Annotated in this window: 20 protein-coding genes; 17 read left to right on the forward strand and 3 right to left on the reverse strand. The window is 75.3% G+C overall.

All coding sequences use genetic code 11. From position 1 onward, the window contains the following. Nucleotides 1-2 precede the first annotated feature (2 nt). Genes QK440_RS04925 through QK440_RS04945 form a run of 5 tightly spaced genes read left to right on the forward strand, consistent with a single transcriptional unit; the run spans nucleotide 3 to nucleotide 5,360 of the window. On the forward strand, nucleotides 3-941 hold the full coding sequence (locus QK440_RS04925) for a hypothetical protein (RefSeq protein ID WP_282791706.1): 939 nt from the start codon (nucleotides 3-5) through the stop codon (nucleotides 939-941). After that, nucleotides 938-1,960 (forward strand): pyridoxal-phosphate dependent enzyme, encoded by a 1,023-nt coding sequence (locus QK440_RS04930; protein ID WP_282791707.1) that lies wholly within the window; start codon nucleotides 938-940, stop codon nucleotides 1,958-1,960. The genes QK440_RS04925 and QK440_RS04930 overlap by 4 nt, the downstream gene beginning before the upstream one ends. Then, nucleotides 1,957-3,261: an ATP-grasp domain-containing protein gene (locus tag QK440_RS04935; protein WP_282791708.1), complete on the forward strand. Its 1,305-nt coding sequence runs from the start codon at nucleotides 1,957-1,959 to the stop codon at nucleotides 3,259-3,261. Before QK440_RS04930 ends, QK440_RS04935 begins: the two co-directional genes overlap by 4 nt. Continuing rightward, a complete protein-coding gene (locus QK440_RS04940; protein ID WP_282791709.1) occupies nucleotides 3,254-4,642 on the forward strand; it encodes an MFS transporter in 1,389 nt (462 codons plus the stop codon). The genes QK440_RS04935 and QK440_RS04940 overlap by 8 nt, the downstream gene beginning before the upstream one ends. Further along, nucleotides 4,611-5,360: a class I SAM-dependent methyltransferase gene (locus QK440_RS04945; RefSeq protein WP_282791710.1), complete on the forward strand. Its 750-nt coding sequence runs from the start codon at nucleotides 4,611-4,613 to the stop codon at nucleotides 5,358-5,360. Before QK440_RS04940 ends, QK440_RS04945 begins: the two co-directional genes overlap by 32 nt. Before the next feature lie 23 nt (nucleotides 5,361-5,383). On the opposite strand, the gene QK440_RS04950 is transcribed toward QK440_RS04945, so the two are convergent. Next, nucleotides 5,384-6,364: a ferric reductase-like transmembrane domain-containing protein gene (locus QK440_RS04950; RefSeq protein WP_282791711.1), complete on the reverse strand. Its 981-nt coding sequence runs from the start codon at nucleotides 6,362-6,364 to the stop codon at nucleotides 5,384-5,386. A 97-nt stretch (nucleotides 6,365-6,461) separates the two neighbouring features. Then, nucleotides 6,462-7,052, reverse strand: coding sequence for a MarR family transcriptional regulator (locus tag QK440_RS04955; protein WP_282791712.1), 591 nt, complete (start codon nucleotides 7,050-7,052; stop codon nucleotides 6,462-6,464). A 163-nt stretch (nucleotides 7,053-7,215) separates the two neighbouring features. On the opposite strand from QK440_RS04955, the gene gap reads away from it, so the two are divergent. The 4 genes from gap (at nucleotide 7,216) to QK440_RS04975 (ending at nucleotide 12,049) form a co-directional block, all read left to right on the forward strand. Then, nucleotides 7,216-8,220: a type I glyceraldehyde-3-phosphate dehydrogenase gene (gap, locus tag QK440_RS04960; RefSeq protein WP_282791713.1), complete on the forward strand. Its 1,005-nt coding sequence runs from the start codon at nucleotides 7,216-7,218 to the stop codon at nucleotides 8,218-8,220. Between the two features lie 75 nt (nucleotides 8,221-8,295). After that, nucleotides 8,296-8,988, forward strand: a complete 693-nt coding sequence (gene aroQ, locus QK440_RS04965; protein ID WP_282791714.1) for a gamma subclass chorismate mutase AroQ — start codon at nucleotides 8,296-8,298, stop codon at nucleotides 8,986-8,988. A gap of 119 nt (nucleotides 8,989-9,107) precedes the next feature. Continuing rightward, the gene (locus tag QK440_RS04970; protein ID WP_282791715.1) at nucleotides 9,108-9,476 is read left to right on the forward strand and encodes a hypothetical protein; all 369 of its coding nucleotides are present in this window, start codon (nucleotides 9,108-9,110) and stop codon (nucleotides 9,474-9,476) included. After that, the gene (locus QK440_RS04975) at nucleotides 9,473-12,049 is read left to right on the forward strand and encodes a tetratricopeptide repeat protein (protein WP_282791716.1); all 2,577 of its coding nucleotides are present in this window, start codon (nucleotides 9,473-9,475) and stop codon (nucleotides 12,047-12,049) included. Before QK440_RS04970 ends, QK440_RS04975 begins: the two co-directional genes overlap by 4 nt. Nucleotides 12,050-12,171: 122 nt before the next feature. Here QK440_RS04975 and QK440_RS04980 read toward each other — a convergent pair whose 3' ends face one another. Further along, nucleotides 12,172-13,773 carry an acyl-CoA synthetase gene (locus QK440_RS04980; RefSeq protein WP_282791717.1) on the reverse strand — a complete coding sequence of 534 codons (1,602 nt, stop codon included), beginning with the start codon at nucleotides 13,771-13,773 and terminating at the stop codon, nucleotides 12,172-12,174. 170 nt (nucleotides 13,774-13,943) lie between these two features. Between QK440_RS04980 and QK440_RS04985 the strand changes: the two genes are divergently transcribed. The 8 genes from QK440_RS04985 to QK440_RS05020 all read left to right on the forward strand — a co-directional run bounded on the left by QK440_RS04985 (nucleotide 13,944) and on the right by QK440_RS05020 (nucleotide 22,123). Next, the gene (locus QK440_RS04985) at nucleotides 13,944-14,744 is read left to right on the forward strand and encodes a crotonase/enoyl-CoA hydratase family protein (protein WP_282791718.1); all 801 of its coding nucleotides are present in this window, start codon (nucleotides 13,944-13,946) and stop codon (nucleotides 14,742-14,744) included. A gap of 17 nt (nucleotides 14,745-14,761) precedes the next feature. Then, a complete protein-coding gene (locus QK440_RS04990; protein WP_282791719.1) occupies nucleotides 14,762-15,718 on the forward strand; it encodes an OB-fold nucleic acid binding domain-containing protein in 957 nt (318 codons plus the stop codon). Then, nucleotides 15,715-16,788, forward strand: a complete 1,074-nt coding sequence (locus tag QK440_RS04995; RefSeq protein WP_282791720.1) for a thiolase domain-containing protein — start codon at nucleotides 15,715-15,717, stop codon at nucleotides 16,786-16,788. Before QK440_RS04990 ends, QK440_RS04995 begins: the two co-directional genes overlap by 4 nt. Continuing rightward, nucleotides 16,781-17,947: a thiolase domain-containing protein gene (locus QK440_RS05000; RefSeq protein ID WP_282791721.1), complete on the forward strand. Its 1,167-nt coding sequence runs from the start codon at nucleotides 16,781-16,783 to the stop codon at nucleotides 17,945-17,947. The genes QK440_RS04995 and QK440_RS05000 overlap by 8 nt, the downstream gene beginning before the upstream one ends. Nucleotides 17,948-18,052: 105 nt before the next feature. Further along, nucleotides 18,053-18,298 carry a DUF397 domain-containing protein gene (locus QK440_RS05005; protein ID WP_190140201.1) on the forward strand — a complete coding sequence of 82 codons (246 nt, stop codon included), beginning with the start codon at nucleotides 18,053-18,055 and terminating at the stop codon, nucleotides 18,296-18,298. A gap of 115 nt (nucleotides 18,299-18,413) precedes the next feature. Next, nucleotides 18,414-18,806 carry a CU044_2847 family protein gene (locus tag QK440_RS05010; RefSeq protein WP_282791722.1) on the forward strand — a complete coding sequence of 131 codons (393 nt, stop codon included), beginning with the start codon at nucleotides 18,414-18,416 and terminating at the stop codon, nucleotides 18,804-18,806. Then, the gene (locus QK440_RS05015; protein ID WP_282791723.1) at nucleotides 18,803-21,091 is read left to right on the forward strand and encodes a trypsin-like peptidase domain-containing protein; all 2,289 of its coding nucleotides are present in this window, start codon (nucleotides 18,803-18,805) and stop codon (nucleotides 21,089-21,091) included. The genes QK440_RS05010 and QK440_RS05015 overlap by 4 nt, the downstream gene beginning before the upstream one ends. A gap of 81 nt (nucleotides 21,092-21,172) precedes the next feature. Continuing rightward, the gene (locus QK440_RS05020) at nucleotides 21,173-22,123 is read left to right on the forward strand and encodes an AAA family ATPase (protein ID WP_282791724.1); all 951 of its coding nucleotides are present in this window, start codon (nucleotides 21,173-21,175) and stop codon (nucleotides 22,121-22,123) included. The last annotated feature ends 513 nt before the right edge of the window (nucleotides 22,124-22,636 follow it).

Raw genomic sequence — 22,636 nt, forward strand, 5'->3', positions numbered from 1 at the left:
CTGTGCAGGGCAGAGCTGCGAACGACGGGCGCCGGACGCCCGGCACCCGGGACGCGGCGCGGGCCGACCGCGCCGGTCCTTCGGCGCGCCCCTCGTCCGGGGTCTGCCACGGCACCCTCGGCGAGCTCTACCAAGGCCCCCTGCGGCCCGGCCCGGACCCCGACATCGCGCTGGTGTCGTTCCCCGTCGACCGCCACTCCTGGGTGCACTTCACCCCGGGGCCCGGCGAACCCGGCCCGCACCCGCTCGGGGACAAGTCGGCGACGGCCGTCCGGCTCTTCCTCGACCGCTACGGCCTCACCCTCCCCCGGGGCAGCTGGCGCGCCCACTCCGAACTGCGGGTCGGCGTCGGCATGGCCAGCTCGACGGCCGACGTCGTCGCCACCCTGCGCTGCCTGTTCCGGGTGTTCGCGCTGCCCTACGACCCCGACGCGGTCCTCGGTGTCCTCGCCGCGATCGAGCGCGCCGACAGCGTGTTCCTCGACGAGTTCGCGCTGCACCTGAGCGGCCGGCACCGCGTGGTGCGGCGCCTGGGCACGGCCGTCGGCTTCCACACGGCGTACGTCACCGAGACCGGCACCGTGGACACGGCCGCGGTCACCCCGCTGCTCCTGCCGCACTACCGGCGCCGCGCCCAGGAGTACGAACGCTGCCTGACCGACCTGCTCAAGGGCTTCGCGGCGACGGACCCGTGCGCCGTCGCCCGGGCGGCGACCACCAGCGCCGCGCTCTCCCAGGACGTCCTGCCCAAGCGGTGCTTCGACGCGGTCCTCGCCCACCGGGAGGAGTTCGGCGCCGACGGGGTCTTCGTCGCCCACACGGGCTCCGTCGTCGGCTACCTCTTCGCCCACCGCCCCGCCCCCGCGCTCAAGGACGAGCTGTCCGCCTTCTTCTGCTCGCTCGGCCACCAGTGCTCATTCGCCCGAGGAGGATATGGGTGATCCACCCCCACATAGCCGACGCCCTGAAGACCCCCGACCTCATCCGCCTGACCGACGGCATGGTGCTGCTCCGCTTCGAGTCCATGAAGATCTACTCCGCGCTCGGCGCGGTCCGCCGGCTCCTCGACCGCGGTGTCGTCCGCCCCGGCCAGACCCTCGTCGACAGCTCCAGCGGCATCTACGCCTACGCCCTGGCCCTGGCCTGCCACCGCTACGGCATGCGCTGCCACATCGTGGCGTCCACCACCGTCGACGCCACCACCCGCGTCCAACTGGAGATCCTCGGCGCCACGGTGGAGCAGGTCGAGCCCTCCCGCGACCTCCGGCTCGACCAGCGCCTGCGCGTCCGGCGGGTGCGCGAGATCCTCGCCGCGCGGCCCGACGTCCACTGGATGCGCCAGTACCACGACGACATCCATTACGCGGGCTACCGGGAGGTCGCCGACCTCGTGGCCGCGACCGTGCCCGACCGGCCGCTCACGGTGGTCGGCGGCGTCGGCTCCGGCGCCTCCACCGGCGGCCTCGTGGAACACCTGCGCCGCCGCGACCCGGCGGTGCGCCTCGTCGGCGTGCAGCCCTTCGGCAGCGTGACCTTCGGCAGCCAGGACCACCACGACCCGGAGGCGATCATCGCCGGGATCGGTTCCTCGATCCCCTTCGACAACGTCCGCCACCACCTCTACGACGCCGTGCACTGGCTGGACTTCACCCACGCCCTGTCCGGCTCGGTCGCCCTGCTGCGCGCCCACGCCGTCTTCGCGGGCCTGTCCACCGGCGCCGCCTACCTGGCCGCCGCCCATGAGGCGCGGCGCCACCCCGACCGGCTCCACCTCGTCATCGGCGCCGACACCGGTCACCGCTACGTCCAGGGCGTCTACGCCCGGCACGCCGAGGCCCTGGACGTGGCGGCACTCAAGCCCGTCGAGGTCGACACCGTCGAGGACATGACCATGCCCTGGTCGACGATGGCCTGGAACCGCACCCCCTGCCCGCCCCACTGGAAGGAGGCGACGGCGTGACCGTGGTCTGCCTGGAGTCCCTGACCTTCGGCCTCGGCCACCTGGTGCGCGCGGCCGACGCCCTCGGGGAGCGACTGTGCCTGCTGACCGGCGACCCCGCCTACTACGCCTACGAGCTGGACCGGCTGCCCCCGACGGCGCTCGACGTCGTACAGGTCGACACCTTCGACACGGAACAGGTGGCGGACCGCCTCGGCCGCGTGCCGGAGCTGCGCGGCCTCATCAGCTCCACCGACACCTGGACGCTGGTCGGCGCCGAGCTCACCGCGCGCTTCGGCCTGCCCGGCGTGGACGCCGCCGTGCTGCGGCTGAGCCGGGACAAGGCCGCCGTACGCGACCGGCTGCACGAGGCGGGCCTGACCAGGGCGCGCGCCGTGGACTCCGCCGCCCTCCCCGGCGACGGGCGCGTGGACTTCGCGGACGCCGTGCTCAAGGACGCGGGACTGCCCGCCGTCGTCAAGGACTCCGCGGGCACCGGCAGCCAGAACGTCTGGCTGGTCCGCGACGAGGCGGAGCTGGACGCGGCCCTGCGCGAGGCCGCCGGACGGACGCTCAAGGGCCGCCTCTTCGCCGAACCGTACTTCTCCGGCCCGGTCTACAGCGCCGAGACGCTCACGTGGGCGGGGCGCACCCGGCTGCTCGGCGTCTCCAGCAGGCTGATGTCGCGCGAGCCGCGGTTCCGCGAGGAGGTCACCGCGTTCCCCGTCGCCTTCCCGGGGGCGCGCCACGCGGAGCTGGAGCGGTGGCTGGACCGCGTCCTCGCGGCGGTGGGCTACACGGACCGCTTCGCGCACGTCGAGTTCGCCCTGACCGCCACCGGGCCCGAGGTCGTGGAGGTCAACCCGCGCATCGGCGGCGCCCTCGTCGGCGAGGGCCTGTGCCGGGCCCTGGGCGTCAACGTCTACGAGGCGATGGTGGAGTGCGCGCTCGGCCGCCGCCCCCGCCTCATGGACCTGGACCCGCCCGGCGGACCGGCCGTCGCCTTCGTGCTCGGCTACCCGGACCGCCCGGGCGTGTACACCGGCGTCACGGGCCTCGACCGGCTCCTCGACATGCCCGGCTCACCCGCCTGGTTCCCCGTCAAGAGCCCCGGGGCCCCCGTGGAGCACCTGGACGACAGCCGGGGCTACGCGGGCATCGTCTACGCGGAGGGCCCGACGGCGGAACTGGCCACCCACCACGCCGTGGCCGCCGCCAACGCCCTGCGCGTCACCACCGAGCCCTTCCCCGGCCCCGCGGAGGCCTTCCCCGGGTCCGCCGAGCCCTTCCCCGGCCCCGCCGAGCGGACCGGCGGTGGCTGACCGGGCGGCGCGGGCCGGGGGCGGGCACCTGCGCACCGCGCTCGGGTCGCTCGACGGCTCGTCGCGGTTCCTGCTGCTCAGCTCGTTCCTGATCCCGCTCGGCAGCTTCATGGTGCTGCCGTTCATGTCCGTCTTCCTGCACGAGCGGCTCGGCATGGGGCTCGGCACGGTGGGCGTGGTGCTCGCCGCCGCCTCCCTGGTGCAGTTCTCCGGCGGCGTCCTCGGCGGCGCCCTCGCCGACCGGATCGGGCTGCGCCGGACCATGGTGGCGGCCCTGGTGATCCGCACCGCCGGCTTCGCGGGACTGCTCCTGGCCCTGCACCGGCCCTCGTTCGCCGTGGCCGCGCTGCTCCTCACCTGCTGCGGCGCCGCCCTGTACCTGCCGGCCAACAAGGCGTACCTGGTGCACGGCGTACCCGACGAGCACCGCCCGGCCCTCCTCTCGGCGGGCAACGCGGCCCTCAACGCGGGCATGGCCGTGGGCCCGCTCGTCGCGGGCCCCTTCGTCCTGTCCGCGCCCGGGGCGCTCTTCCTGGCCGTGACGGCCCTGTTCGTCCTGGTCACGGCCGGGCACGCCCGGCTGCCCCCGGCCGCGGGCGAGCGGCCCGGCGCGGCCGCCGCCGGGCCGGGGCGGGGCGGCGCGGTGGCCGTGCTGCCCTTCGCCGCCAACGCTCTGGCGTTCTACCTCTACTTCCACTTCCAGCACTACCTCGCGGTGTACGCGGTGGAGCGGGCGTCCAGTGCCTTCTACAGCGTGGTCCTGCTGCTGTGCTTCGCCCTGGTCATCGTGGTCCAGCCGCTGGCCTCCGACGCGATCCGGCGCATGCCCTACCCGCGGGCGCTCGCCCTGGGCTTCCTCGGGCTCGCCGCGGGCATGGCGGTCCTCGCCGTCGGCTCGCGGCCCGCGCTGCTCGTCGGCGGGGCCCTCATCACCCTCGGCGACATCGTGCTGTTCCTCAAGAACGACCTGGAGGCGCTGCGCCGCGGCACGCGCTCCGAGGCGGTGATCTTCGGCCGGCAGCGCCTCGCCGCAGGACTCGGCGCCTGCGCCAGCGGCCTCCTGGGCGGACAGCTCTACGGCCTGACCGAACGCGGCGGCGACACCGGCCTGTTCTGGCTCCTGGCCGCCGCCCAGTGCCTCGTCCTGCCCCCGGTACTGCTGGCCCTGCGCCGCGCGGACGCCGCGTACGACCAGGGCCACGACGGCCCTCGCGATGGTCACCACAGCAACCACAGCGGCAACAGCGGCACCCACGGCGATCACGGCAACCACAGCCCTGACAGCCCTGACAGCCCTGACAGTCCCGACAGCTCCGACCACCCCGACGCGGAAGGAACGCTCAGCGCCCATGACACGGACCGGCGGGTTCCAGGACGATGACTTCTGGACCGAGTTCTACGACTTCCTCTTCTCCGAGCAGCGCCACCACCAGGCCGAGCAGCTCCTCGCCACCTCCCCGCTGCTGTCCTTCCCCCGTGGCTCGCGGATCCTGGACCTGTGCTGCGGGCCGGGTGTGTTCACCGTGCCGCTCGCCGTGCGCGGCCACGAGGTCACGGGCGTGGACCGCAGCGCGGCGATGCTGGCCCGGGCCCGCAAGCGCACCGCGGACCAGGGGGTGACGGTCCGCTACGTGGAGGAGGACGTGCTCGCCTTCTCGGAGCCGCGCTCCTACGACGTGGTCCTCAACATGTTCACGTCCTTCGGGTACTTCGAGGACCCCGCCGACAACGCCCGCGTCCTGGAGGCCATGTACGCCGCCCTGGCGCCCGGCGGCACCCTGCTGCTCGACGTGGCCGGGAAGGAGCTCCTCGCCCGCAAGGTGACCCCGCCCAAGGTGGTGCGGCGCGGCGACGACCTGCTCGTGCAGACCGACACGGTCCTCGACGACTGGGCGCGGCTGCGCAGCGACTGGGTGCTGGTCCGCGGGGACACCGTCACCCGCGCCGCCCTGGTGTGGTTCGTGTACAGCGCCGTCGAGCTGAGCGCGATGGTGCGCGCGGCGGGGTTCGCCGGGGTCGAGGTGTTCGGCGGCTTCGACGCCCGGCCCTACGACCAGGACGCGGAGCGCCTGATCGTCCGGGCCGTACGGCCCGAGTGACCTGAAGGGCGGGCGCCCGGGGGTCAGTCCGCCTCGTGGTGGTCCTGCGGCGCCGAGGAGGGCGGCTGCGGCTTCGGGCGCTCCCGTCCGCCGTCGTGCCCGGACACCACCACGGCCACCAGGCCCACGACCACGGCCGCGGCGGCGACCCGCCCCGCCGCCCGCAGCGCCCAGGCGAGGGCCCCGGTCCGGCGCGGCGCGCCCAGCCGCTCGCTGCGCCGCGCGGGCCGCCACAGTCGGGCGAGGAGCAGCACCGCCACCGGCAGCTGGAGCAGCCACAGCACCGTGCGCGGCCACTCGCCGTACCACACGTTGGTGCCGTACAGGAGGGTGTGCCAGACGCTGAGGACGTAGACGACGATGACGCACCGGTGCAGCCGTCGCCACGTGGTCGGGCCGATGCGGTGGCGGACGTAGAAGAGCAGCCCGAGCGGTACGGCGAGGTACAGCGCGCCGAGGCCGATGGGGATGGCCAGTTCGCCGGTCCCCGAGTCGTACCAGCCGGGGACGAAGGCGTCCGCGAAGCCGCCCCACAGCCGCTCGGCCCAGCCGAGGCCGGTCTCGTAGCGCACCAGCTCGGCCGCGAACATCAGCGCGTGCGCGAACATCAGGGCCATGGTGGTGAGGCTGGTGGTCCGGTGCCAGCGCTCCAGCGCGGCGCGGGACGCCGCGAGGCGGCCGGTCAGCCGGCCGGACAGGAGCAGCCCCAGCATGACCGTGCCCCAGGCCCACAGCAGGCCCGACCAGCCGAACGCCTGGCTCAGGAGGTACATCCAGTAGGTCGCCGGGTCGTCCATGAACGGCATGACCGCGACGGTGGCCGAGTCGCCCGAGGCCACCCGGGACCACAGGAAGGCGAACACGGCGGCGGTGACTCCCACGGCCGCCGCCGCGTCGGGCAGCGCCGCGCGGAGGTCCGAGCGCAGGCGCACCCGGGGGGCGGCCGGGGCCGCCGCCTCCCGCACCGGCGGGCCGTCGTTGTCTGGCGTCACTTCCTGCTGCATGACGTGGCCCTCCGGTACGGGTGGGGTGTCCGAGGCGCGGTTGGCACAAGTATGGCTGGTGGAAGGGGAGTTGCGCAGACCGCCCGGGTGATCGGCCTCAGTCGCCGGCGCGGCCGAGCTCGGCCAGGCGGGTCAGGGCGGGCAGCGCGGCGGCGAGCGCCCGCCGGTCCTCGGGGGAGAGCCGGGCGACGAGCGGGGTCAGGTGCCGGGTGCGGTCCTGGTGGCGGGAGCGGCCGACGCGGCGGCCGGCCTCGGTGATGTGCACCAGGACGGCACGGCCGTCGCTCGGGTCGGGGCGGCGCTCCACCAGCCCCTCGCGCTCAAGGCGCGTGATGAGCTGGGTGATGGCGGGCTGGGTGAGCTGCTCGGTCCTGGTCAGCTCGGTGAGCCGCCTCGGGCTGCCGCCGAACGCGAGGGTGTCGAGCACCGAGAGCGTCGTGAAGGGCAGCTTCTCCAGTGTCGGGAGCCGGATGTAGAAGCGGTTGAAGTTCTCCAGGGCGGTCGTGAAGGCGTGCACGTCGAGGTCGTCGCCGTCGTCGGTGCCGTCGTCGCCGTCGTCGGTGCCGCTGCCGTCGTCGACGGCCTCGTGGTCCTCGCCGTCCTCGTCGTGGTGCGCGGTGGCGTGGTGCGCGATGGCGTGGTGCGCGTCGCCGTGATGTGCGTCGCCGTGGTGTGCGTTCTCGTTCACGGCAGAAATATATCGCGCGACTTATATAAGCTGCTTATGATGTTGGCGGCGGGCGGCCCGTGCGACGGGGCGCGGTGCGCCCTTGCCGCCCTTTCTTCGGCACCCGGACGCGTCCGCGCCGTACGCGCCGTACGACCGCGTCCGCACACAAGGAGCGAGCCCCATGACTGTGCGCATCGGCATCAACGGTTTCGGACGGATCGGCCGCAACGTGTTCCGCGCGGTGGCCGCGCGCGGCGAGGACCTGGAGATCGTCGCCGTGAACGACCTCGGCGACGTGCCGACCATGGCCCATCTGCTGGCCCACGACTCCGTCCTGGGCCGCTTCCCCGACGAGGTCACCGCCGAGCCCGGCGCCATCCGCGCGGGCGCGGTGACCGTCAAGGTCCTCGCCGAACGCGACCCGGCCGCGCTGCCGTGGGGGGACCTCGGCGTGGACGTCGTCATCGAGTCCACCGGCGTCTTCACCGACGCCGCCAAGGCCCGCGCGCACGTCGACGGCGGCGCGAAGAAGGTCGTCATCGCGGCCCCGGCCAGCGGCGAGGACGTCACGATCGTGCTCGGCGTGAACGAGGACGCCTACGACCCGCGGCGCCACACGATCATCTCCAACGCCTCCTGCACCACCAACTGCCTCGGCGTGCTGGCCAAGGTGCTGCACGACTCCGTCGGCATCGAGTCCGGCATGATGACCACCGTCCACGCCTACACCCAGGACCAGAACCTCCAGGACGCCCCGCACAAGGACCTGCGCCGCGCCCGCGCCGCCGCCCTCAACGTGATCCCCACCTCCAGCGGCGCCGCCAAGGCCATCGGCCTGGTGCTGCCCGAACTCCAGGGCCGCCTGGACGCGTTCGCGCTGCGCGTGCCCGTGCCCACCGGCTCCGTCACCGACCTGACCGTCACCACCACCCGCCGCACCACCGTCGAGGAGGTCAACGCGGCGTACGCGGAGGCCGCCGCGGGCGCCTACCGAGGACTCCTGACCTACTCCGAGGCGCCCCTCGTCTCCACCGACATCGTCACCGACCCGGCCTCGTGCGTCTTCGACGCCGGACTCACCCGCGTCCTCGGCCCCCAGGTCAAGGTCGTCGGCTGGTACGACAACGAATGGGGCTACGCCAACCGCCTCGTGGACCTGTCCCTCATGGTGGGCGCCACCCTGTAGGGCAGGATCGTACGGTGCCCGCGGGCGGGAACGGGCGGGAGCCGTCGAGCCCGCCGGTACCCGCCCGGGGGCGCCGTGGCCGTCAACCGCGTGATCGCCGCGACCGTCGACCAGTCGACAAGGGGAACGCCCGTGCACCTCGCCCTTCCCGCTTTTTCCGGCCGCCGACGCCTGCTCGCCGCCGGGGGTGCCGCCGCCCTGCTGCTCGCGGCCCAGGCCCCCGCCACCGCCGCGCCCGCCCCGCGCCCGGCGGCCGCCGTACCCGCCGCCGCGCACCCCGGCTCCTACGCGCGGCTGCACGCCGTCGTCGACCTGTCCGCGCGGCGCCTGGCCACCGCCGACCTCGTCGCCGCCGCCAAGTACGGCACGGGCGGCCCGGTCGACGACCCGGCCCGTGAGCGGCGGGTCCTGGACGCCGTGGCGCGGCAGGCGGCGGAGGCGGGCGGCGACCCCGGGGTGACCGTGCGCGTCTTCCGCGACCAGATCGAGGCGCACAAGGCGGTCCAGCGCGCGCTGCACCGCCGGTGGGACGCCGACCCGGCCTCGGCGCCCGCCGAACGGCCCCGCCTCGACGCGGTCCGCGAGGAGATCGATCGCGTCAATGGTGAGCTGGTGCGCGCCCTCGCCGCGGCCCTGCCCGCGCGCACCGCCCCGTCGTCCTGCGCAGGCCTCCTCGCGGCGGCCACCGCCCGGGTACGGCACGAGCGGACCCTCGACGGGACGCACGCGGTGGCCCTGGGGCAGGCTGTGAAGACGGTGTGCGGATGAGCCGAACGGTGGCGCGATCTCGCCCCTGTGGATGCATGTCGGCATACAACGCCCCGCGCGCAAGTGGAAGATGCCACCCTGGAGTCTTCGTCGCTGGGACATAGTCCGGGGGAGCATGCATGGGTGAGGTGTGGATCGACGCGGGAAGCGCCGCGGGCGCCGGTGCGCTGGCCGGCTGGCTGCGGCGTGATCCTTCGGTGGCGCGGGCGGGCGTCGAGATCGAACCGGCCGGGACCGGGGCCGCTCCGGCAGGGACGCCGGGCTCCGCGGCCGGGATGGGCACGGTGGAGACGGTCACCGCGGTCGTCGACGGCGCGGTCGGCGTCCTCAGCCTGCTGATCGCCGTAGCGGCCTGGCGGCGGCCCCGCGCAACCCCGCCCCCGGTGGTGCGCGTCATCGAGAACGACGGAACCGTGCTGGAGGGCAGCGTGGAGGACGTGCTCCGCACGGTACGGGCACGCGGTGAACGGGAGCAGACCAGTACATGACGGTACGGCTGTCCGCTCGGGCGTCCTCCCGAGCGGTCCTGATCGGAGTCGACTCCTACGCGGCGGACGCCGGGCTCGCCCCCCTGCCCGCGGTCAGGCGGAACGTGGCCGCGCTGCGCGACGTGCTCTGCGACGAGGCGAGTTGGGGCCTGAGCCCGGCGAGCTGCCGCGTGCTCGGCCCCGAGGCAGGCAGCGGCGAGGTGATGCGGGCCATCGACGAGGCGGTGCGTGAGGCCACGGACACGCTGTTCGTGTACTACGCCGGACACGGCCTGCTGCACCCGAACCGGCCCACGGAGCTCCACCTCGCCCTGCACGACTCCAACGACCAGCAGATGTGGCGGGCCCTGCCGCACGCGTACATCCGCGACGAGGTGCGCGCCGCGCACCGGCAGCGCCATCTGAAGTGCGCCGTGGTCCTCGACTGCTGCTTCAGCGGCGCGGCCGTCGAGGGCGGCATGAGCGCCCGCGACGCGCTGCTGAAGCAGGCCGCCGACATCGACGGCGTGTGCGTCCTCACCTCCAGCGCCGCCACCGAACTGGCCTACTCCCCGCCCGACGAGGAGCTGACCGCCTTCACCGGCGCTCTGGTCGACCTGGTCCGGGCGGGGGTGCCGGAGGCCGGGCCCGTGCTCGACTTCGGCACCCTGCACGGGCGGCTGTACCACCACCTGAGCACCCGGGAACACCCCCAGCACCCCCAGCTCGGCGTCCACAACTCCGGCGAGCGGATCGCCGTCTTCCGCAATCCGGCGTACGTCGCGGACGCACCGCGGGACCACGAGCGCGAGGCCGCCACGACACCGCAGCCGCCGCCCGCGGAACGGCTGTTCGGCCGGGACCGCGAGCTGGCCGACCTCGCGGCCCGGGCGGCCGCCGGCCCCGGGCTCCTGGTCATCCACGGACCGCCCGGCGTGGGCAAGTCGGCGCTGGCCGCCGAGCTGCACCAGCGGCTCACGGGCCGCCGCGGGCACCGGGCCGTCGGCTTCCCCGTCGTCCTCCTGGACGACGTCACGGACGTCGCGGAGGTCAACCGGGCGCTCGCGGCCGCCGGGGACGCCCTCGTCGTGGCCACCAGCCGCGCCTCCCTCACCGAAGCCGGCGCCGGCGTCCGCCGCCACGCGCTCGCGCCCCTCGCGCTGCCCGACGCGGTGGAGATGCTGCGCCACCTCAGCGGCCTGACCGGGTACGACGACGAACTGGCCGAGATCGCCCGCCTGCTGAGCTGCTTCCCGCTCGCCTTGCACCCCATCGCCGCCCGCCTCCGGCGCACCCCGCCCGACCTCATGCTCGACGCCATGCGCGAGTCCGACCGGCCGCTGCAGCACCTGCGCTCCGACGACGACCGGGTGCGCACCGCCTTCACGGTGTCGTACGAGGCGCTCGACGAGCGGCAGCGCCACGTGCTGCACGCCTGCGTGAGCCACCCCGGAGCGGACTTCGACCGCCACTCGGCGGCGGCCCTCAGCCGGATGCCCCCCGGGATCTGCGGGCTCATGCTGGAGGAGCTGGTCGACGCGGGGCTCCTGCAGCGCAGCGACGACCGGTACGCCTTCCACGACCTCTACCGCAGCTACTCGCACACCTCCGCCAAGGAGGCGGCCCTGTGCCGCACCTGGCTCTACCTGCACCTGCGGAGACGCCTGAGAGCGGCGCGCGACCACGGCCCCGGCGGGGACTGGCGCGTCGCCGCCTTCCCCGAGCTGCGCGCCGCCGCGCGGGCCGCGCGCGAGGACCGCTGGAACCTCGCGACCGAGCTGAGCTGCGAGGTGGCCGACGCCCTCCGCGAGGAGCGGTGGCTCGACGAGGCCAGGGAGGAGGCCGAGGCGGCCTACCGGTACGCGGCGGCCCGGACCGACGGCCGGGCCATCGCGCGGGCGCGCGGCTGCCTCGCCCTCCTCGGCGGCGGGCTCCGCCCCGGCGACGCCAGGGCGCCGGGCCGCGAGCCCGCGGGCACGCGCCAGGAGGTGGCCGCGGAGCTGCGCCGGGCCGCCCAGGCCGCACGGCAGGCCGTCGACGGCAGGGCCGACCCGGTCGACGTCGGCCACGAGCTGATGGACCTCGCCGAGCGGGCCCTGGTCGCCGACCTCATCGAGGACGCCATGCGGTTCCAGGTGGAGGCCCACGCCCGCTTCGAGGAAGCCGGTGACGACAAGCTGCTGGCCGAGTGCCTCGTCGGCCAGGCGGCGCTGCACACGTTCGCCGGCCAGTGTGGTGCCGCCGCCCGGCTCGCCGACCGGGCCGCCGGGCTCCTGGCCGCGCACGGCGACGACGAGGGCGCCGCCCACGCGCACGCCTCGGCCGCGGAGGCCCTGCGCAAGACCGGTGACCTCGACCAGGCCCGTGAGCACGCCTACCGCGCGCTCACCTTGTTCCAGACGGCGGGCGACCCCGCCAGCCTGGCGTACGCCTACCGCCTCGCCGCCAAGGTCGAATGGGCCCGGCAGAACCACCCGCTCGCCCGGCAGCTCCTGGACAAGGCCCGGGCGCTGCCGCGCGACACAGGTGGCGAGGAGGGGCCGTCCACCCAGGCCATCGCCCATCCCTCCAAGGCCCTGCGCGTGCCGCAGTGACACCGCGGCCCGCACGCGGAGGCGCGTCCGGCCGTCAGCCCCAGGTCAGGGTGAGCGTGCCTGCGAACGTGACGTAGCCCGCGCGGTGGAACGCCCGCGCGGCGGGGGAGGGGGACGGGTGGTCAGGCCCCCGCCGCCACCCTCCGCGCCCACCGGTAGTCCGCCTTGCCGCTGGGCGAGCGCTGGACGCGGTCCGTGAACACCACGGCGCGCGGGATCTTGTACCCGGCGAGCCGGGCCCGGCAGTGGCTCTGCAGGGCGGCAGCGTCCACCGGCCCGGCGTCCGGGCGGAGTTGGACGACCGCCGCGACCCGGCTGCCCCAGCGCTCGTCCGGCACCCCGGCGACCAGCGCGTCGTACACGCCCGGGTGGGACTTGAGGGCCTGCTCGACCTCCTCGGGGTACACCTTCTCGCCACCGGTGTTGATGCACTGCGAGCCGCGGCCGAGGACCGTCACGACGCCCTCGGCGTCGACGGTCGCCATGTCGCCGAGCAGCACCCAGCGCTCGTCGCCGCGCCGGAAGAAGGTCTCGGCGGTCTTGCGCGGGTCGTTGTAGTAGCCGAGGGGGACGTGGCCGCGCTGGGCGATGCGGCCGGGCTCGCCGACGGCGACAGGCTCGTGCGTCGCGGGGTCCACCACCCGCGTACGGTCGTTGACCCGGATGCGGAAGCCGCGCTCCGGGCCCGCGTCGTCCGTCGCCGTGCCGTTGAAACCGGACTCGGACGAGCCGAAGTTGTTCAGGAGCGCGACGTCGGGCGCCAGCGCCGTGAACTCCGCCCGCACGGCGTCCGACATGATCGCGCCGGAGGAGGAGACGCTGAACAGGGACGACAGGTCCGTGCCGCGGCAGGGCCCGGTGAGAGCGTCGACGAGCGGGCGCAGCATCGCGTCGCCCACCAGCGAGACGCTGGTGACCTTCTCCCGCTCGATGGTGCGCAGCACCTCCTCGGGCACGAACTTGCGGTGGATGACCAGGCGCTGGCCGAAGTGGAAGCAGATGAACGCGGTCAGCGTCGAGGTGCCGTGCATCAGGGGCGGCGCCGGGAAGAAGGTGATGCCGTCGCCCCCGGCCGCCACGCGCTCGGCGACCTCCTCCGGCCGCGTCACCGGCTCGCCCGTCGGCGCCCCGCCGCCGAGCCCCGAGAAGAACAGGTCCTCCTGGCGCCACATCACGCCCTTGGGCATCCCGGTCGTGCCGCCGGTGTAGATGATGAACAGGTCGTCCGGCGAGCGCGGGCCGAAGCCGCGCCCCGGTGAGCCGGACGCCTCCGCCTGCGCGAAGGGCACCGCCGCGGGCGCGTCGCCCGGGCCCACGCGGACGAGGTGGCGCAGCCTGCCCGCGCGGGGCAGGGCCTTCGCCACCCGCTCGCCGAACTCCGCGTCGAAGACGAGCGCGGCGAGGTCGGCGTCCCGGTACAGGTAGGCCAGCTCGTCCTCGACGTACCGGTAGTTGACGTTGACCGGGACGAGGCGGGCCTTGAGGCAGGCCAGTACGGTCTGCAGGTACTCGACGCCGTTGTACAGGTGCAGGCCCAGGTGCTCGCCGGGGCGCAGGCCGCTGTCGAGCAGGTGGTGGGCGACGCGGTTGGCGGCCGCGTCCAGCTCCGCGTACGTCAGCCGCCGCTCGGCGCCGGTGCCGGGGACGTCCAGGTACACGAGGGCCTCGCGGTCCGGCACCGCGTCGACGACCGACTCGAACAGGTCGGCAAGGTTGTACTCCACCGCTCCTCCTGACCCCGGCGCCGTGTCGTGTCGTGTGGCGGTCATCAGAGCAGAGGCACCACCAAGGGGGAAGGGGCCGCGCAGGTAAAACTGACTAGGTGTCAGAAAGCTATTGAACTGGCACCCCGCCTCCTGCAACCTGTTCCAGGTCTGGAGACGGGAGGACGGCCATGGACGGCACGGAACATCTCTCCGTACGGCGCGAAGGCGCCACCCTCGTACTCACGCTGAACCGGCCCGAGGCGAAGAACGCGCTCTCGCTGCCGATGCTCGTGGGTCTGTACGACGGCTGGCTGGCCGCCGACGCGGACGACACCGTCCGCTCCGTCGTCCTCACCGGCGCGGGCGGCGCGTTCTGCGCGGGCATGGACCTCAAGGCCCTGGCGGACGGCGAGATGGCCGGGCAGGAGTACCGCGACCGCCTCGACGCCGACCCCGACCTGCACTGGAAGGCGATGCTCCGCCACCACCGGCCGCGCAAGCCCGTCGTCGCCGCCGTCGAGGGCCCCTGCGTCGCGGGCGGCACCGAGATCCTCCAGGGCACCGACATCCGCGTCGCGGGGGAGTCCGCGACCTTCGGGCTCTTCGAGGTCAGGCGCGGCCTGTTCCCCATCGGCGGCTCCACGGTCCGCCTCCAGCGGCAGATCCCGCGCACCCACGCCCTGGAGATGCTGCTCACCGGCCGCCCCTACTCCGCCCGCGAGGCCGCCGATGTGGGGCTCGTCGGCCACGTCGTACCGGACGGCACCGCGCTCCGGGAGGCACTGGCCATCGCCGAGCGGATCAACGCCTGCGGGCCCCTCGCCGTGGAGGCCGTCAAGGCCTCCGTGTACGAGACCGCCGACCTGAGCGAGGCCGAGGGGCTCGCCGCGGAACTCAAGCGCGGTGGGCCGGTCTTCGACACCGCCGACGCCAGGGAAGGCGCCCGCGCCTTCGCCGAGAAGCGCCCGCCCGTCTACCGGCGCGCCTGACCCGAGGAGCCGACGCCATGTCCGACGTGCTCAGGGCTTCCATGGTCGTGGAGTTCCCCTTCACCCGCTCCCTCGGCCCCGTCCAGTCCGCCTTCCTGACCGGCCTGCGCGAACGCACCGTCCTCGGCGTCCGCACCGGCGCCGGCCAGGTGCTCGTCCCGCCCGTCGAGTACGACCCGGAGACCGCCGAGGAGATCTGGGACCTGGTGGAGGTCGCCGCCACGGGCACCGTCACCACCTGGGCCTGGAACCCCGCGCCCCGGCGCGGCCAGCCCCTGGCCACCCCCTTCGCCTGGGCCCTCGTCCGCCTCGACGGCGCCGACACCGCGCTCCTGCACGCCCTGGACGCGCCCGGCCCCGAGGCCGTCCGCACCGGCCTGCGGGTCCGCGTCCGCTGGGCCGCCGAGCGCACCGGCGCCATCACGGACATCGCCTGCTTCGAACCGGACGAGAGCTCCACGACGGGCGATCGGGCGCGCCCGCACAGCGGGGAGTTCGCCGGGGAGGCGGTGACCGGCATCGTCGCCCCCGCCCGCCTCGACTACACCTACACCCCCGGCCGCGCCCAGAGCGCCTATCTGGCCGCGCTCGCCGAGCACCGGATGGTCGGCGAGCGCTGCCCGCGCTGCCGCAAGGTGTACGTGCCGCCGCGCGGCGCCTGCCCCACCTGCGGGGTGGCCACGGGCGAGCGGGTCGAGGTCGGGCCGCGCGGCACCGTCACCACCTTCTGCGTGGTGAACATCAAGGCCAAGAACCTCGACATCGAGGTGCCGTACGTCTACGCCCACATCGCCCTGGACGGCGCCGACCTCCCGCTGCACGGGCGCATCGGCGGCATCCCCTACGACCAGGTCCGCATGGGGCTGCGCGTCGAACCGGTGTGGCCCGAGGCGGGCGCCGGGCGCCACCCCGACCACTACCGGCCCACGGGCGAGCCCGACGCCGACTACGACACGTACAAGGAGCTGCTGTGACCGGGGACCGCGCACCAGGGCCCGGGGACGTGGCGGTCGTCGCCTGCGCGCAGACCGCGCACCGGCGGCGCACCGACGACCTCTCCGAGGTCGAGATGCTCATGCCGGTCCTGCACGAGGTCCTGGAGAGCACCGGCCTGACCACGGCCGACATCGGCTTCACCTGCTCCGGGTCGAGCGACTACCTCGCGGGCCGGCCGTTCTCCTTCACCATGGCGCTCGACGGCGTCGGCGCCTGGCCGCCGATCGCGGAGTCCCACGTGGAGATGGACGGCGCCTGGGCGCTCTACGAGGCCTGGGTGAAGATCCTGGCCGGCGAGGCGGACACCGCGCTCGTCTACGCCTACGGCACGTCCTCGTCCGGCTCCGTACGGGACGTGCTGACCCGCCAGCTCGACCCGTACTACGTGGCGCCGCTGTGGCCCGACGCGGTCGCGCTCGCCGCCCTCCAGGCCCAGGCCCTCCTGGACGCGGGCCACACGGACGAGCCCGCCCTCGCGGCCGTCGCCGCCCGCAGCAGGGAAGCGGCCCTCGGCAACCCCCACGCGCAGCTCTGGGGCGCCCGCCCCCAGGGCGCGTACGTCGTCCGGCCGCTGCGCACCGGCGACTGCCCGCCCGTCGGCGACGGCGCCGTGGCCGTGGTCCTCGCCGCCGGGGACCGGGCGCGCGACCTGTGCGCACGGCCCGCCTGGATCCGGGGCATGGACCACCGCGCCGAGGCCCACTCCCTGGGCGTGCGCGACCTCACCGACTCGCCCTCCACCCGCCTGGCCGCCGAGCACGCCGGAGCCTTCACCCGCCCCGTCGACACCGCCGAGCTGCACGCCCCCTTCACCTCCCAGGAAGTCGTGCTGCGCAGGGCGCTCCGGCTCGACGACCGCGTCGACGTCAACCCCTCCGGCGGGCCGCTCGCCGCCAACCCCGTCATGGCCACCGGACTCGTCCGCGTCGCCGAGGCCGCCGCCCGCGTCCACCGCGGCGAGTCCCGGCGCGCCCTCGCCCACGCCACCTCCGGCCCCTGCCTCCAGCAGAACCTGGTCGCCGTCCTGGAAGGGGAGTCCCGTGCCTAAGGAGCCGGTCGCGGTCGTCGGCGTCGGACAGACCCGGCACACCGCCGCCCGCCGCGACGTGTCCCTCGCGGGCCTGGTCCGCGAGGCCGCCCGCCGCGCCCTGGACGACGCCGAACTGACCTGGGCGGACGTCGACGCCGTCGTCATCGGCAAGGCCCCCGACTTCTTCGAGGGCGTCATGATGCCCGAGCTGTACCTCGCCGACGCGCTCGGCGCCGTCGGCAAACCCCTGCTGCGCGTGCACACCGCGGGCTCCGTCGGCGGTTCCACCGCGCTCGTGGCCGCGAACCTGGTCGCCGCCCGGGTCCGGCGCACCGTCCTCACCGTGGCCTTCGAGAAGCAGTCGGAGTCCAACGCCATGTGGGGCCTGTCCCTGCCCGTCCCCTTCCAGCAGCCGCTGCTCGCGGGCGCGGGCGGGTTCTTCGCCCCGCACGTGCGCGCGTACATGCGACGCAGCGGCGCCCCCGCCGCGATCGGCTCGCTGGTCGCGTACAAGGACCGCCGCAACGCCCTGAAGAACCCCTACGCGCATCTGCACGAGCACGACATCACCCTGGAGAAGGTCCAGACCTCGCCCATGCTGTGGGACCCCATCCGCTACTCCGAGACCTGCCCCTCCTCCGACGGCGCCTGCGCCATGGTCCTCACCGACCGCGCCGGGGCGGCCCGCGCGCCCCGCCCGCCCGCCTGGGTGCACGGCGGCGCGATGCGCAGCGAGCCCACGTTGTTCGCGGGCAAGGACTGCGTCTCCCCGCGCGCCGGGAAGGACTGCGCGGCCGACGTCTACCGGCAGGCGGGCGTCACCGACCCGCGCCGGCAGATCGACGCGGTGGAGCTGTACGTGCCGTTCTCCTGGTACGAACCGATGTGGCTGGAGAACCTCGGCTTCGCCGCCGAGGGCGAGGGCTGGAAGCTCACCGAGGCCGGGGTGACCGAGCTCGACGGTGACCTCCCGGTGAACATGTCGGGCGGGGTCCTGTCCACCAACCCCATCGGCGCCTCCGGCATGATCCGCTTCGCCGAGGCCGCCCTCCAGGTGCGCGGAGGGGCCGGTGAGCACCAAGTGCCCGGAGCGCGCAGGGCACTTGGGCACGCCTACGGCGGCGGGGCGCAGTTCTTCTCCATGTGGCTCGTCGGGGCCGAGCCGCCCGCCACCTGACCCCCATCGCACCCGTGCGGCTCTGTGTCCTCGTCCCGCGGCCTGTCCGGCGCCGGAGGTGAAAGCTAGGCTGGCGGCGGACGACGCACTGGGAGGAGCACGGACGTGGCCGACAGCACCATCACGCAGCAGCATCCGCTCACGGGCTGGGACAAGCCGGAGCTCGACCTCAGCGCCGCGGAATGGCGGTCGAGCAGCGACGGCCGCGGAGACGTGCAGATCGCGTTCGTCGAGGGCTTCATCGCCATGCGCAACAGCGGCCGCCCGGAGAGCCCGTCCCTGATCTTCACGCCCGCCGAGTGGGGGGCGTTCGTGCACGGCGCGCGCGAGGGCCGGTTCGACCTGACCTGACGCCGGGGCCGCCGCGGCGCTTCTCGGATTCGCGGTGCGGCGGGCCGGCGGCCTCGTACGGCGGATTGCGCAACTCCTCTGTCAGGAGCGGCAGTTGCTCGGCACAATGCTTGCTGTGCCGCACTACGACTACCTGGAGTTCACGCTCGACGACGGACGGCGTGTCCGGCTCGAACTGGCCGCCGCCGGCGAGGCCCCGGCCGCCGCGCCCGACGAGGCGGACGCCGACCTGCCGGGCGGCATCTCGGGCGTGACCCCGGTCGGGCGCGGGGTGCGCGTCGGCGCCCTCGCCGCGGACGCGCTGCGCACCGTGCTGAGCCCGCTGGGCCCGGTCCTCCAGCAGGTGCACGACGCCGTGCGCGACGTCCCCGACCCGCCCGACGAGATCTCCGTCGCCTTCGGCGTCCAGGTCGGCCAGGACCTGCGGCTCGGCATCGTCGGCACGGCCGGCCAGGCGAGCATGACGGTCTCGGCGACCTGGCGGCCGGGCCCGCGGGCCACGACGTGACCTGGTTCCGGGCAGCCGCCGACGAGCGGTACGCGGACGCCCGCGGAGCACTCGTACGGGTCCTGACCGCGGACCGTGCGCGCACCGCCGGCGCGGGCGTCTACCTCTGCGGCCGCAGACTCCTCACCTGCGCCCACGTCGTCAACGCGGCCCTGGGGCAGCGGATGCTGAGCGCCCGCGACCCCGGCGGCGTCACGCTCGACGTGACCTTCCCCGTGCTCGGGGCGGCCGTACCGCACCGGGCCCGCCTGGTGACATGGATACCGCCCCGCTCCCCGCACCGCGGCCCGGTGCCCGACGGCTCCCTGCGCTGGGAGGGCGACCTCGCCGTCCTGGAGCTGGCGGAGGAACCCCCGCCGCCCGTTCGGCCGGTGCGGTGGCTGGACATGGCGCGCGGCCAGGAGGTCAGGGCCTGGTACGGCGGCGGACAGCCCTTCACGTACGCCGACGTGCGCGTGGCCGCGTACGACGACGGCGTCGGCTACCTCGACGGCCAGCTCACCGGCGCCGCCGTCGACGAGGGCTACAGCGGCGGACCCCTGTGGTCCCTCGCCGACGGCGCCGCCGTGGGCCTCGTCATGGGGCGCATCACCGCCCCCGGCACCGCGCTGTCCGCACAGCACACGGTACGGCGGAGCTGGGGCCTCGGCCGCCAGACCGTCCTGCGGGAGCTCCGCCACGCCGGGGCGCCGGACGCGGGCCACCTGGACGGCCCCGGCGGGCCCGCCCACCGCACACCACCCGCCGCCGCCCCGGGTCCCCGGCCCGTCCACCGTGACGCCGACCCCGACGAGACCGCCCGGGACATGATGGTCGGCCCTCTCCAGCTCCTGCTCGGCGACCCCGCCGCCCGCGCCGCCCACGCCACCGCCCTCGCCGCCGAACTCGGCCTCGGCACACCCGCCGACGGCACCGCCCCCTCCGTCGCCGAACTGGCCGAGCTGCTCACCCGCACCGAACGCGCGCTGCCCACGCTCGCCGAGTCCCTGGCACCCGCCCTCGCCGACGACCCCCGCGGCCGCGGCGAACTCGACCGCCTGCTCGCCCTGGGCCGCCTCACCGGCGCGGCCCGGCTGCTCTCCGTGGCCGAACACCGGCTGCTGCGCGCCAAGCTGGAGCACCTGTGCCACCACGACCCGGGCCTGCTGCACCGCGCCGCGACCGCCGCCCTGCCCTACCTCGACCTGCCGGGCACCCTGCACGCGCCCCGGCTCGCCCCGGCCGCCGTCGCCGGGGTGCTGGGCGAGCTGGAGACCTGGCCCGGCGACAGTTCGCCGGTGCCCGACGAGACGCCGCGGCTGCCCGCGCTGCTGCGCGTCGTCGAGTACGTGGCGGCCGAGACCGGCGGCCTGGCCTGCCGCGCGCTCCAGGAGTGGAGCGGCCGCGTCGCCGCCCGGCTCGGCATCCACGCCTCCGCGCTGCGGGAGCGCCGGGCCGACGCCGCGCGCTGGTCGCAGCGGACCGCCCCGGCCGGCGCCCGCATCCTGGTGGAGCTCGACCGGCACGCCAAGGACCCGGCGGACCACTACCGCTGCGCGGTGTGGCGGCTGCGGGCCGACGGCAGTGCCGCCCGCGCCGTCACCGGCCCCGACCGGCCCCGCCCCGGGCCCGAGATCGCCCGGCTCGTCCGGGACATCGCGAGCGGCACCGAGGGCGCCGAACACGGCGTGGCCCTGGTCGCCGTCTCCGTGCCGCCGGACGCGCTGGAGCTGCCCGTGGACGAATGGGACGGGGCGGGCGTCGACGAGTACATCCCCGCCCCGCTCGGCGAGGACTTCCACCTCATCCTGCGCTGCCCGCGGCTGCGGCGCCGCTCGCGCACCGCCGCGGTGGACCTCGCCCGGCGCTGGGAGGCCCGCCACCGCGGCGGGGTGCTCCACGCCGACCGCGCCGTCGGCGGCCGGGCGGGGCTGATCGGACTCCTCAAGACGACCCACCGCGACACCGCGCGCGTCCTGGTCCGGGGCACGGCCGGACACCGCGGCGAACTCCTGCCCGTCTGCCTGGTGATGGGCGTGCCCATCGTGCTGTGGGACCGCGCCTCGCGCGACGCGGGCCCGGAGCTGGACGCGGTCGCGCCGGACGGCCCGGTCGACGGACTCCCCGAGCGCGTACGGCACTTCCGCGTCCACGCGTACGCCGACACGACGACCGCGGCGCGCCCCGCACTGGTGTGGGAGGACACAGGCATGCCCCTGCCCGACGAACTCCAGCTCGCCGACCCGGCGGAAGGCCCCGGCCAGGCCGCGGACGGCAAGGACCCGGCACAAGGGAAGCAGCGATGACTGGTCGACCCCGGGAGCAGCGATGACCCACCTCTACCGGGAGCAGCGAGCCATGTGCCGGCCAGGGCGGCGGTGGTCCCGGTGAGCGGGCGCGACGAGTGGCGCCTGTTCCGTGGCGACCGCGTGGCCCGGCGGGTCGAGCTGCCCGAGGCCCCGCCCTGGCGCCGCTTCCCCGACGGCCACGACGCCCGCCCCCGGCCGCGGCCCTACCTCATCGGCCGCACCGAGGCCGACGTGGTGAGCGCGGCCCTGCACCTGCGGCGCCCCCTGCTGGTCACCGGGCACCCCGGCACCGGCAAGTCCTCGCTCGCACACGCCATCGCCCACGAACTCACACTGGGTCCGGTGCTCCAGTGGCCCGTCAACAGCCGCTCGGCCCTGAAGGACGCCCTGTACGGCTACGACGCCATCGGCAGGCTGCGCGAGACCCACCTGCGCCAGGAGCGCGGCGCCGGGGACCCGGGCATCGGCACCTTCGTCCGCCTCGGCCCGCTCGGCACCGCCCTGGTCCCGCGCGACCGGCCCCGCGTCCTGCTCGTCGACGAGCTCGACAAAGGTGACGTCGACCTGCCCAACGACCTGCTCACCGTGTTCGAGGAGGGCGAGTTCGAGATACCCGAGCTGTCCCGGCTGCCCGAGGACCAGTCCGAGGTGGCCGTGCTCACCCACGGCGGCGAGGGGGAGTGGGTCACCGTCCACCGGGGCCGCGTCCGCTGCCGGGAGTTCCCCGTCGTGGTGATCACCAGCAACGGCGAGCGCGACTTCCCGCCCGCGTTCATGCGCCGCTGCGTCCGCCTCGCCCTGCCCGACCCGGACGAGGCCCGGCTGCGCGAGATCGTGTCGGCCCACCTCGGCGAGGACGCGCTCGCCGGCGTGGACGACCTGCTGCACGCCTTCCTCAACCGCCGCGCCCCGGGCGAACTCGCCACCGACCAGCTGCTCAACGCCGTGTTCCTGCGCAAGGGCGGCGTCGACCTGGACGCGGAGGGCCTGCTCGACGCGGTGCTGCACCGGCTCGGGGGAGCGCTGTAGATGCCGCCCGGCGGGCCGGGAGCACGGCCGGACGGCGGCGCGGACCCACCGCCCCCGCCAGACGACGGGACCCCCACGCCCCCGCCCACGCCCGAGCCCGACCCCGCCCCCACATCCCTGCCCGACCCCGCCCCCACGTCTCCGCCCGTACGCGCCTCCTCGTCCCCGCCCCCGACCCCACCGTCCACGCCTGAGCCCCCGCCCGCACCCCCGGCCGACGACGGCCGCCGCCGGGCCGCGCTCGGGCTCCTCGGCCGCCTCACCGGACACGAGCTGTCCCTCCACGAACTGCTCGACGCCCTGTGGCTCGCGACCCGCCTTCCCGCGGACGGCGCGGCGCCCCTCGCACGGGCACTCGCCGGCACCGCCCGCGCCCGAGCCCGCCGCCCGCCGCCCGCCGCCCGAGGGAATAGGAACCGGCCGGGGACCACGTCCCGGACGTGACCGCGCCGGAGGAGCGGCCCCCGGCCGCGGCCGACGCCGGGGTCCGCTTGCTCGCCCAGGGGCAGGCGG

The sequence above is a fragment of the Streptomyces sp. CC224B genome (assembly GCF_030010595.1).
GTDB lineage: Bacteria > Actinomycetota > Actinomycetes > Streptomycetales > Streptomycetaceae > Streptomyces > Streptomyces longispororuber.

Excerpts from the sequence above, each read along its gene's own strand:
- QK440_RS04945 (WP_282791710.1), top strand. The coding sequence starts at position 4,611 with ATGACACGGACCGGCGGGTTCCAGGACGATGACTTCTGGACCGAGTTC.
- QK440_RS04950 (WP_282791711.1), bottom strand. The coding sequence starts at position 6,364 with ATGCAGCAGGAAGTGACGCCAGACAACGACGGCCCGCCGGTGCGGGAG.
- gap (WP_282791713.1), top strand. The coding sequence starts at position 7,216 with ATGACTGTGCGCATCGGCATCAACGGTTTCGGACGGATCGGCCGCAAC.
- QK440_RS04970 (WP_282791715.1), top strand. The coding sequence starts at position 9,108 with ATGGGTGAGGTGTGGATCGACGCGGGAAGCGCCGCGGGCGCCGGTGCG.
- QK440_RS04975 (WP_282791716.1), top strand. The coding sequence starts at position 9,473 with ATGACGGTACGGCTGTCCGCTCGGGCGTCCTCCCGAGCGGTCCTGATC.
- QK440_RS04985 (WP_282791718.1), top strand. The coding sequence starts at position 13,944 with ATGGACGGCACGGAACATCTCTCCGTACGGCGCGAAGGCGCCACCCTC.
- QK440_RS04990 (WP_282791719.1), top strand. The coding sequence starts at position 14,762 with ATGTCCGACGTGCTCAGGGCTTCCATGGTCGTGGAGTTCCCCTTCACC.